Genomic DNA, 13,132 nt, shown 5'->3' on the forward strand with positions numbered 1-13,132 from the left:
AGTGTCACTCTGTTTCATCAATAATCTCAAGAAACTGCTTTTTATAATGTGTCTTTTGTTTATGCGAATAAGCTTTAGGCCAAAACTCTCTTTTATTGAATACGGCCGGTGTCAGCGGTTTTCGAACAATATTGTGCAATTCATCATACCCACTGACCAAAATGTGGGCGTTTGTTCCGCCAAAACCGAAAGCACTGATGCCTGCTCTCCTTTTTTCTTCTTTCCATTCTTTCAGCCTTGTATTTGGATAAAAAGGCGACTGCCCGAATTCAAAGCGAGGGTTTGGCGTTTCGCAATTCAATGTAGGCGGGATTTTTTTATGCCATAGTGACAAAATCACTTTAATAAAACTAGCCGCTCCGGCTGCGCTTAATAAGTGTCCCACATTTGTTTTCACACTGCCGACTCCGCAATATTGAGTTCGCCTTGTATTTTTTTGAAATACTTTTGTTAACGCCTGAAGTTCAATCGGGTCTCCAATCATAGTACCGGTTCCATGTGTCTCAATGTAGCTGACTGAGTCAGGCTCTATTTTTGCTTTTTCAAAGGCATCCTGAATCACTTGCTCCTGCAGTTTTGGGTTAGGAGTTGTAATGCCCATCGTTGCACCGTCATTATTAATAGCGGATGCATCAATTATACCGTATATCTGATCACCGTCAGATTTCGCTTTTTCCAGCGACTTTAATAATACAGCTCCAAAACCCTCACCTGGTACAAAACCGTTTGCCCTTTCGTCAAAGGTAAAACACTGACCGTCCGGAGAAAGGGCCCCGCCTTCGCTTAGCATCAAGTAAGGAACTTCATCCAGCAGCAGGTCTGCCCCGCCTGCAATTGCCATCTCTGAATCACCTTCTTTTAAACTTTGGCAAGCCAAATGAATACTCACTAACGAAGAAGAGCAAGCTGTATCCGATACGATGCTTGGGCCGTGAAAATTAAAGAAATGCGATACATGTGCGGCAATAAAGTTCTGGCTGAGACCAACTATATTATGAGTGTTTTCTTCTCGTAATTTATGGCCGTACCCCCCCATTCTTGAACCGACAAACACACCGATTTTCTTTCCGGATAATTCTGTTTCTTCATAACCCGCATCCCTGACAGCTTGTACACTAGTTTCTAAAAAGTGTCTGATTAATGGGTCAGTTTGGACGGCTGTTTCCTCATGCATCCGGAAAAAAACTGGATCAAAACTTCCAATCCCATCAATAAAGCCTCCCCATTTACTAATGCTTTTTCCCTTTGTCTTTACAGGGGAATAGTATTTTTCAATGCTCCAGCGGGATTCTGGAACTTCCTTTATATGCTTTCTTCCTTTTTTTAAGTTACGCCAAAACTCTTCTTTATTCGCTGCGCCTGGAAATTTGCATCCGATTCCAATAACGGCTATTTTCGCAGATGACGTTTGCAGTTTTTCATGTTTTTCCATGTGTTTTCTTGATTCGGGTACTTTTTCAAAGACATTATGAACAGAAAAAGAGTCAAGTTGTGCCGTTTGTTCCTTCAATTGAAACCCTGTTCCCTTTACATATTCTGCAAGTTTATGAATAGTGTTGTGTTCGAAAAGTATAGTAGGATCTAAGTTCTTCTGAATAATAGCTTCTATACGATGGATAATACTTACAAGAAGTATAGAATCTACGCCATATTCTTGAAAGGCAACAAACGGGTCTAGCTTTTCAACCGGGATGCTTAATTCTTCGGCAAAAATGCCTGACAGCTCTCCAACAAGAGCATCAGTACGGTTGTTAGAAATATCTGAAATCTCTGCTTTGCTGCTTGAAACCGCACTCAGATCACTCTTATAAACTTTCAGAAGCGTGTCTGCCTTAAAGACTGCACTATTTTTCACAATAGGCATCATAGCAGCTGTTTTTTTGCTTAGTGCATTGCGCAAAGTTGCCATTCCTTCTTGCGTCGATAGTGAACCCAATCCTAAATCATTATATGAAGGACTCGTTACCCTTCCCATCCCCACCTCTTTCCAGCTTGGCCAATTGATAGATGTAAAATAGGATTTTCCCATTTGAAAATGATAAGCCGCAAAATAGTCCATATACGCATTGGCTGATGCATAATCAGACATCCCTTTAGATAGTTGCGGGACTTGAGCTGCAATTGATGAAAATAGAATAAAGAAATCCAACGGATCATCTTCAAAAATCTGATGCAGATTTTGCAGACCGACGATCTTTGGTCCGTAAACTGTTTTGAAATCTTCAATGCCTTTATGAATAAATGCTGGATTTCCGTTGCTGTGCTGGCCGGCACAATGAATCACTCCGCATATATCTCCAAGGTCTTTTCTGGCTTCAAGAAAAAACGAACGCAGTTTCTCTTTATCTGTAAGAGAGCCGCTGTAATACCGATAGCTAATGCCTCTCTCTTCAAGATTCATAAATAGTTTAATATTGTCGATGATCTTCTGATCTATACTTGCATCCTCCAACAAACCCGCCCATTCACTTCGCAAAGGTAATGGGCGCGTGCCCGTAAGCACTAGTTTTGTTACTCCCCGTTTTACCAGTTCATCTATTATTTCCCTGCCAATGCCACCTGTTCCGCCAGTTATTACTATGGTTTTATCTAAACGAAATGAAAAAGACTCACTCGGTTGAACCCTATCTTCTTCAAAAAACGGAATATACCTGATACCGTGGCGATAGCATACTTCAACCTCTCCAGCATGATTTTCTTGTTCATTTTCTATCATTTGCTTCAGCTCATACGGATTCTGCACACTGTCTGTATCAATTGTTTTACCATTAACATAAGTGTATTCTGAAGAAACAGCTTTTAAAAGACCGGCTAATTCTGCTCCTCTCATTTTCGGCTTCTCTGTTTTAAAAATTTGAAGGCCATTTGTCAATTGAAGAACCGATAACGGAGATTCCTTTTTGCTCCGTTTAATAAGCTCTTGAATAATAACAATTTTCCCATACGGTATAAGATTTTGACTATCGTTGAGATTGCTGATGTCAGAAAAATCGAATAGGTTCTCGATCTGCTGCTTCCGGCTCATCAAAATTTCATTGACAGCGGTGTATGCTTGTTTTTCATCTAAAAAAGAACATTCATACAAATAATCTGATTGTCTTATAAAAGAAGAATTATGTCTTATAATAATAAGATTTTTCTCCTCTATCTCTGAGCATACAGAACGAGCAATTAATTCGGTATCATGATGCACCAATGCTATTGTTAGCCCCAAAACCGGTTTTTCTGAGTTTTTTGCAATATTAAACTCTCTCCATTTTTTTTGCAAATGGATTTTCGGAGCTGAAGCTTTCACCTCTGAGTTCTTCTCAATTAGACCAGGAACCCAATAGGATTCTTTTGCAAACGGATATGTAGGGATGGAAATACGTTTGCCTGTTTGCTGCGAATACTTTTGGACTATTTTCCAGTCGATATCCGCGCCCCATGCCCACAATTGAGCGAGCTTTTCCATTTCACCGTACTCAATCACACTTTTTACAAACTGCTCACCTGCTTTACCTTCTATCAATGCCTTCATTTGTTCAACTTGCTGTAGAGCATGCTGATTTAAATATACGCCAGGAATACGTTGAACTTCTAGACAAACATCGTTTAATTTATCCTGTATCTCTTTCAGTGTTGAACCGACAATTGCTAATCTGGATTCCATGGCTTCCCTGCCGACTTGTGTTGTGTAAGCCAGATCTCGTAAAACTATTTCGTCCGTTTGTTCTTCTCCATAGCCTTCCTTCGGAAAGAGTCTGCTAACCTGCCCAGTATACTCTTTCAATAAGTATTCCGTTATAGATTGTATTGAACGAAAATCTGTTAAATGATGCATGGAAAGCTCTATTTGAAACGTTTCGTTAATAAAACCTGTGATACTGCTTAACTCTACAGGCCCAAATCCAAATTCTGCCATATTCTCTATCGGATCAATTTCTTTCGGATTGACATGAATCAATTTTGAAACAAATGGTTTCAGTATTTCATTCACTTTTTCAACCATATCCGGCTGTCCGCTTTGCTTTGTGGGTTTTAGAGAGTTTTTGATATACTCTTTCATTTTATCTACATACTCGAGAAGCCTTTCGTTATTTTTTGCCGATAACAGAACGACGTGCGGCTCTTTTTCAAATTGTTCTGCCGATTTGTTGGCTTCTTCATATTCTTCAAGAATCACATGAACGTTTGTTCCTCCCGCCCCAAATGAACTGATCCCCGCTCTTCTCGGAACCGAAACCTCTTTTCCGCTTTCTTTCAGATTTGGTTTCTCCCAATCTTGCAGTGACCGTTGTACATAAAAAGGCGATGCTCCAAAATCGATATTCGGATTTAATGTCTCTGCATGAATAGAGGGGAAAAGCTTTTTAAGCTTCATTTGTATTAGAACCTTTGTCAGACCTGCAATACCTGCAGCAGCCTCAAGATGTCCGATATTCGATTTAACAGAACCGATCGAACAATATTGAGTCTGGTCCGTATATTGGCGGAACGCTTTCGTCAATCCGGTTATTTCAATTGGATCTCCAAGAGAAGTACCTGTTCCGTGTGCTTCAATATAGCTGATCGTTCGAGGATCAATATCAGCTTTTTTCAGTGCCGCTCCTATCAGTTCAGATTGAGCATTAGGATTAGGAACAGTAAATCCGTTTGTTTTGCCTCCATGGTTTACTGCCGTTGCTTTTATCACCGCATAAATATGATCTCCGTCATTTATTGCATCTGCGACCGGCTTTAATAGAACAGAGCCTACTCCTTCGCCCGGTACATAACCGTCGCCGCCTGCACCAAATGTACGGCACCGCCCATCACTCGCAAAAAAGCGACTTTGTTTCAATAAAGTATACTTATTTGGATGAAGCGTAAGATTGACACCGCCTGCAACAGCAATGCTGCTTTCTCCCCGCAAAATACTTTCACAGGCTAAATGAATAGCATTGAGAGAGGATGAACACATTGTATCAACCGCCATACTAGGTCCCGTAAAATTGAAATAGTACGAGACTCTGTTTGCAATTGCAGAAAAAGGAGAACCCACGGCTAATTCATTTCCATTCATAGATTCTTCAACGCCGAAAAATTGATAACTCCCGTATGTGACTCCTGCAAATACCCCGACTTTTTTCTGAGCCAAATCTGACTTTGTATACCCCGCATCCTCTATAGTGTTCCATACTGTTTCTAAGAAAAGCCGTTCCTGGGGATCAAGATAAGCTGCTTCTTTCGGTGATATCCGAAAAAACAAAGGATCAAATCGATCTACATTTTTAAGAAATCCCCCCCAGTTATAACAGCTCCCTTCCAACATTTCCTTTCGATCATCGGGAATTTTACTAATGCAATCCCGTCCATTCAGCAGCACATTTTGAAAATCCCTAATACTTTCTGCGCCAGGATATCTGCCGCTTACTCCAATAATGGCAATATCAGCAGAAATTGAGCGCCTCGGAACTTTCTTTTGTACGTTCTCTTTTATAGAGTTTGGAGCATCGGTTTTTACTGATGTTATTCTTTTCTGACGCAATTCATGTTGGGGTTTTGCAGCAATAGGATTCAACAGTTTCAGCATACGCTCACTATGATGGTTCAGAAAATAATCCGCCAATTCAGTAATCGAGTGATATTCGAAAAATAAGGTTTTTGATAGTTTGCCGATATTTTGCTCTAACTTTTTGGTTAGACGCATAATCATAATTGAATCAATACCGTATTTCTCAAGATATTGTTTTTCATCAATGAATGAAGCCGATAATTTTAATTCTTCAGACAGCAGTTTTTTCAAATAATGAATAATTTCTTGTTTTAATTCATCGTTGCGTTCATTTTTTTCATCTCGCTGTTCAAGAAGGCTATTGATTGTATCAGCACGGTTCAACGCGTTTTCAATTTTTTCTTTTTGACCTTTTACTGCAATCAGCTGCTCAGATGTCTGGCACAAGCTATCTTCTAAGGCGCGCAGCCCAGTACTTTCATCTAAAGGTTCAAGGCCGAGTTCCCTTCTCATTAATTGTATTCCTTCATAGTCAATATTCATCCCGCCGGCTGCCCACAGCGGCCAATTGACGGAAACTGTTTTTTGGGCGTATCCTTTTGCAGAAATAACTGCTGCATACTGATCTAGAAAAGCATTGGCAAAGGCATAATCACCTTGGCCGATTGAACCGAAAATAGATGATGTTGAAGAAAACAATACAAACAAATCAAGATTTAATTTTTTTATTTCATTCGCCAGCCATACCGTTCCGTAAACTTTCGCTGCTGTTACCTGATCGATTTCTTCTTTTGTTTTTCTTAAAATAAACGAATCGCGGAGCACTCCGGCAATGTGAAAAACACCGTTTAAATGACCAAATTGATCTTTTACAAAAGTAAATACCCGCTCTGTCTCATCTTTTTTTGAAATATCTGATTGTATATAATCGATGTGAGAACCTGAGCTTCTCAAATCATTAATCTTCCGAGACTGCTCAGCAGTTAAAGAAGAACGTCCGGTCAAAATGAGGTTAGCCTTCCATTTTTCCGTCAAATATTTCGCAATAATATAGCCGAGCCCGCCTAATCCGCCTGTAATCAGATAACATCCCTTACGTTTAAGCGGCTGAGATAACCCGTCAATGTTTGCGCTTTTATAACGTTTCGTGAATCGGCTACCATTTTCGTAGCGCACTTCGAATTGCAAAGTTTGATCGCCTTCACATTCTTTTCGGTAAATATCCGCAATCTCTGAATAATTGTCGACACCCATATCCTGTGCATGATTGACATTGATGATCTGATAGTGAAAATTTGGATACTCCTGATGAACCGTTTTAACAAAGGCGCCTAAAGCGTGATGTAATGGCAGTTGAGCCTTATGTTCAGTTTGAAATATATGTTTCAGCTTTACAGTATTCTTGCATTTCATCTCAATCAATGCCTGTGTAATGTATAGAAGAGAAAATATACCGCTTTCCAGTTGTTTTTCTATTCCTTCTTGGCTTATATTATCCTGACTGTCAGACCATAAATGAAGGATGTTCTCAGGCAGCATGAATTGATCTTGGATATACTTAAAAAGTTTTATATAGTCTGCTTTTTTCGCTGGATTAATAGTAAGCACATTGCGATTGTTGATAGAAAATTTTTCTCCTCGACAAACAAACAAAAGGTTGCAATCCACTAATGAATCGCTTAGTTCTTTTATTTGCCAGTCATTTTCAGCAAAAATAAGAACTAAGCCAGGCAAGTCTGCATTTTTCGTATTCGGAATATTTGATTCTATCCATTCAGTCTTATAATATAAAGGCGGATTATCAGTTGCTAGTTCGCCATTGTCTTGAATTGATTTTACATGGGCATATCCTTCGTCAGCCGTTATATTTCCTGTTTCGATCAGCTCAAGAATTTCACTGATTTGTTCACGTTTTCCCCTCATGATTCTTCCCCCATTAGTTGCTTCAATACAGCCGTTTGATCAATGTCATTTGCCTCCAATTTGCGAAGCAAACAAATTAATTCATCATCGGATTGATCAGCTTTTTCAGAATAGCTATTGCTAAACACTAGCCCTCTGCATTCAGCCAGGATGCTGCCATTTGTGTCTGCAAATGTAATATGGCACGTCAAATCAATATTGTTAGATTGTTTTTCAATTTGAGTATAAATATAAAAATCTTGAGTAAAAGCTTGATAGATGGTCACTTCATTCATTCCAATCAGTTCAGCAGGGGTCCCGCCGTTTACAAATAGCCCGGATGTCTGAATCGCAGACTCAAATGCAAATGGAAGAAAAGTGAAATCTCCACTGTTTTCATAAAAGTGATCCGGAATGAAAAATAATGACAGCATTTCACTGTTGTTTTTTACTGTTTCAGACGCATAAGGTATTGCGAAACCATGTTCAAGCATATCCGATTTTACTTTCGAGATATCTAATAAAAAAGGGAGTAAATCGTTTTCTTTTGGCTCGACAATGTGCGCCTTTCCGTGAACAAGCCTTATTTTGTTCTCACTTGAGATTTTTGCGTATATTTCGAATTGCGCAAAACCTTCTTGAGGCGTTAACTCTATGATTAGCTCTTGTATGTCAGCGGGGTCGCACCTGCCTTGATTCCAAGATATTTCAGTTATTTTATTGACGCTATGCCCAAATGCCTCGGACGCATTTGCTGCAGCCATTTCGATTAAAGACACAACAGAGAAAAAGGACTTTCCGTATTCTGTAAGACTCATTACAAATGGATTGTCCCTGTCGATTGTTTTCGTAAAACTGTACTGATTAAAAGTAGACGTATTAACTCCTAAGAAAGGGTGCCTTGGTTTAAGCTCCCTATTTAAAACATATTCTCTCGTCTGTTCTTTGATCCAGTACCGCTTCTTAATCAACGGCTGCCCCGGGATAGAGACTCGAAAAGAATACCGGTTTTCCTCAAAAGCCTCCCAATCTATTGGCTCACCTTTTACCCATCTCCGTGCAACTTCTTCATAATCTTTATGAATGCGGGGAGCTTCAGCTTTAACCTCACATTTTAAAATATTACCTGTATAGCTTGATTCACTGGTTTCCCCTCTGGTATAGCCTAAAAGTTCTTCGGCGATCGACAAGCTTGAATCTGCTACTATTGCAAGCCTTTCCTCCATATGCTCACGTCCCGTTTGCAGGGTATAGGCAATATCTTGAAGTTTCACACGATCATTCTCGTTTTGCATTTCATTTTCAGATAAAAAGCGGGCCATAACCTCCGCATACTTTTTCAAACGGTTTTTATTTTGTGCAGACAAAATAAAAATAACTCTGCTGCTTTGAGGTTGATTAGTATTCAAGGATTCATATGCTTCCAGAATGAGGTGTGCATTGGCCCCCCCTGCCCCAAAGGCACTTACACCTGCTCTCAGTGGATAAACGGTTTCACTGATTTCAGGACTTTTCCATTCAGCTGCGTTCTGCTGCACCTGAAAAGGAACTTGATCAAAATCTATATATGGATTGACAGTATCGGAATGTAACGAAGGAACAAGCAGCTTATGCTTCATCTGAAGAAGCACTTTCGTTACTGCAGCTATACCGGCTGCCGATTCTAAATGACCGATGTTTGATTTAACAGATCCAATGGCGCAAGGATGGTCCAATTGATAAGAGTCTCGAAGGCCTTGAATTTCAATAGGATCGCCTAATGATGTACCTGTGCCATGCGCTTCAATATAACTGATGGAATTTGGATCAATATCAGCTTTACGAAGCGCTTCTGAAATGACTGTTGTCTGCGCATCTGGATTCGGAATAGAATATCCGCTTGTTTTTCCGCCATGGTTAACAGAGCTGCCCTTAATCACACCATATATTTGATCTTGATCTTCAATGGCTTTTTTCAACGGTTTTAACAAAACAGCTCCTATTCCTTCGCCCGGCACATAACCATTCCCATCCTTCCCGAAGCTTCTGCATCTGCCATCACTCGATAAAAACTGTCCCATACTGAGAAATTTATATTTATTAGGGTGTAATGACAGATTCACTCCTCCGGCTAACGCCATATCGCTCTCTCCGCAATGTATGCTTTGGCATGCATAATGAATAGAAGTCAAAGAGGAAGAGCACATCGTATCAAGAGCTAAACTAGGACCTTTTAAATTAAAGTAATAAGAAACCCGATTAGCAATTGAAGAGTAGACAGAAGCAGGTGTGAAAGACAGTCCGTTTTCTTCTCCTTCAAATAATTGATACTGCCCCCACATTGCACCTACAAATACACCGACTTTCATTTTTTCCAGCTTGTTTTTTTGGTATCCTGAATCTTCAAAACATTCTTTAGCTGATTCTAAAAAGAGCCTTTCTTGCGGGTCCATTAGTTCTGCTTCACGAGGTGATATATTAAAGAAGAGCGGATCAAATTGATCAGTTCCGTTGACGAAGCCGCCCCACTTGCTGTATGACTTGCCTATCACGTCTCTTTCTTCGCTGAAGAATCCATTCAGCTCCCAACGATCAGATGGAACTTCAGTGATACAATCTTTCCCCTCTTTTAAATTCTCCCAAAATTGATTAAGATTATCAGCCATTGGATACTTTCCGCTTAAGCCGATAATGGCTATATCTTGGTCTCTCACAACCGCAGGTTCAACTTTTTGTGTATCACCTGCTTTATCCTTTACAAATTTCTCATGAAGGGCCGCCTTCAATTTTTCTTTGTCACCTTCAAATACAATTAGCTGAGGCAGACGCAGATAAATAGAGTCATAAAAGGCTTTAATCCCGCTGTTTTTCCTAAGGGGAATCATACCGATTTTTTCCTTCATCCAGTCTTCGGTTTGTTTATCCACTTTCATGCCCCCGTCTTCCCATAGCGGCCAGCTAATGGCTACTGAGATACCAGACCGTTCTTTATTTTGTCTCAGTCCTTCCCGCCAGTCAGCAAAAAGATCAACGAAACGATTGGCTAACGCATAATCTGTCTGACCAATGTTACCGAAGATTGAGCTGCTTGATGAAAACATTATAAAGAAATCAAGTGGTTCATCTTGCAACAGGCTATCCAGTAAAACGGTTCCATATATTTTCGGTTTAAGCACTTTTTGAATTTCACTTTTTGTTTTCTGTATTAAAAATGCATCATTAATTATCCCTGCACTGTGTATAACACCGTCAATTTTCCCGAACTGCCGTTTAATTTTCTTTATCATTCGTTCAGCGTCGCGGCTATCTGAAATATCGCCTCTAATATATTGAACTGACGACCCGCAGGCTTCTATTTGTCTGATTCTGTTTTTTTTGCTTTCCGATAGCTCCGAACGGCCCGCTAAAATAATACAGGCCGTTGTTTGTGAGGCAATATGCTCTGCAAATAAAAGTCCGAGGCCTCCAACGCCTCCAGTGATGAGATACACTCCATTTTCTTTAAATGCGGAGTAGGATTTATCTATGGGTTCAGCCTCTCGGAGGACACGGACAAAGCGTTCTCCCGCTTCATAATAAATGTCAGTTTCCTCTGAAAGCACTTCAACGGATTCATTAACGATTATTCCAGCTTTTTCTTGAACTGAAATCGGTTTACCTGATAAGGAAATGCCTATTGTTTTAAAAACCATTTTCGGGTTCTCCAATGATATTGACTGTCCGGCGCCATGTACTGAAGCGTATAACGGCTGAGCGCTTTTATTATCCGCCAGATAAAGATAAAGGGACACAATCTCCTTTGATGCCTTACTTCGCATTAAAGCCTTGCTGAAAAATAAAAGCGGGTAGACACCTTTAGAAAGCTGTTCATTTATTATGCCGGCACCGGGCGCAAACGATCCATCCGGCCATCCGTAGATCACGACGTCAGGTATTTGCTGTTTTTGCTTTAGTTCAGATGCTAATCTTTCAAAATGAGCTTCCTCATTGTGATCTATTTCATATACACCACCGCCATAATAGTGAAAAGTGTCTCCTGACAAAACTAATATAATTTGTTCGGTATCGTTATTAAAATCACTTTGCATGTTATCGAACAGCGCCCTGTCATGCTGAAACAGCAAATACGTTTTTTTAGCTGTTTTAACGTTATAACCTTTTATAGGAATATCTTTTCGTCTCCATTGCGGCGTTAAATAAGTTGTAGCTGTAATATGGTGGTCTTTCTCAGGGTTTTTGATCGCCGAAAGCTTCTCATTATTTGCAGCAAAGTAATTTGCCAGCTCTCGAATTGTTGTATATTCAAACAGCAGAGTAGGGTATAACTCCCTGCCCGACTTTTTCTCTAACGCCTTAACAACCTCCAGAAGCGTTACAGAATCTAAACCCTGCTCATAAAATCCCTTTTCAATAGAAAGGTTATCAGGGGTTATTCCTTGAACATCTGCAATCAGCAGCTGAATCTCTCTCTCTGTCATATGCGGTGAACATAAAGCTTCTCCGGATGATGCTAAATTTTCTTGTGCATCAGGAATTTCAGCCAATATCTCAGGAGTTGAGAAATGGCTATTCATTTTTTTATTTTCTTCAATATAAGCGGCCAGTTCCCGGATTGTTTTATACTCAAACAGGAGTGTCGGATACAGCTGTTCCCCGGTTTTACGCTCCAGTTCTTTGACGATACTCAACAAAGATGCAGAGTCCAACCCCTGTTCATAAAAACCGATGTCAGCCTTAATGTCATGGCTGCTGATATTCGCTGTCCCAGCTATTAGTTCCTTCAGCTCTGATTCAATATCATTAATCCGCTTTTTGTTCGTTTCTTTTATTGTTTGATTGTCTTTCAGTTTAAGGATTGAATTATTCTGGAAGTTGCCTGATGTCTTTTTAAGATTTTCAATTAATTCTTTAGATCGGATATGCTTAACAGATAACCGGGTAAATTGTGCGATCTTATTTCCCGATACATCGTATAAGCCATAGCTTACTCTGATAACATCTCCGGTATCATGATTTTGGTCTTGTTTCTCGATGTACACATAGCATGTATCCGACAGACGTTTTACCATTTGAAATGATTCAATATGAATAGGAATATACGTTTTGAAACGGCTGGCAGCCACTCCTTTAGTGAAATATTCCGGACATGTCTGATATAGAACTGTGATAATGGTGGATGCATCAAGAAAAGTAGGATGCATCTGAAAGTAACCGACATATTGTTTCGCTATCTTGCTGAGTTTTAACTCGGCAAGTACATAATCTTCCGTTGCATAGACTGTTCCGAGACTTTTCATAAATTCAAAATGCTCAATGTCGACTTTTCTTAAATAGGCATAGCATGTATCCATATCAGAAACACGCTCAGCTGTATTTTTTATCCTGTCAATATCTATTGAAATCAAGTCGCCGCCTGTTTTCGGCATTAGGCGGCATTGCATATTTTTATCCCAATTTTCGTTTAAAACATGTCCGTCTTTCACTTTTCTGCTTTTCGCTTGAATCTCCCATCCCTGGTGTGAACCTTGAAAGGAAATAAGAATTTCTCTGTCAAAGGTATTAGATGTTGCTACGGGCTCTAAATAGAGAATATTTTGACATTCCAGTTCTTCAATAGGCAAATCTTTGCTGAGTGCCATTCGATAAATAATATCTAAAAACGTAACACCAGGTATGATCCGGGTGCCATGCACCCGGTGATCTCTAACAATATAGTCTGTGTGTTTTATTGTTAATGTGAACTGATAGTTTTGATTACTAGCCACCTGTCTCATC

The 13,132-nt window shown here is 39.8% G+C and carries 2 protein-coding genes; both read right to left on the reverse strand.

From position 1 onward, the window contains the following. Nucleotides 1-4: 4 nt before the first annotated feature. Nucleotides 5-7,399: an SDR family NAD(P)-dependent oxidoreductase gene (locus LWH95_RS17895; protein ID WP_232920100.1), complete on the reverse strand. Its 7,395-nt coding sequence runs from the start codon at nt 7,397-7,399 to the stop codon at nt 5-7. Beyond that, nucleotides 7,396-13,122: an SDR family NAD(P)-dependent oxidoreductase gene (locus LWH95_RS17900; RefSeq protein ID WP_442860847.1), complete on the reverse strand. Its 5,727-nt coding sequence runs from the start codon at nt 13,120-13,122 to the stop codon at nt 7,396-7,398. Before LWH95_RS17900 ends, LWH95_RS17895 begins: the two co-directional genes overlap by 4 nt. Nucleotides 13,123-13,132: the final 10 nt, after the last annotated feature.

The sequence above is a fragment of the Bacillus sp. G16 genome (genome assembly GCF_021282335.1).
Classification (GTDB): domain Bacteria; phylum Bacillota; class Bacilli; order Bacillales; family Bacillaceae; genus Bacillus; species Bacillus inaquosorum.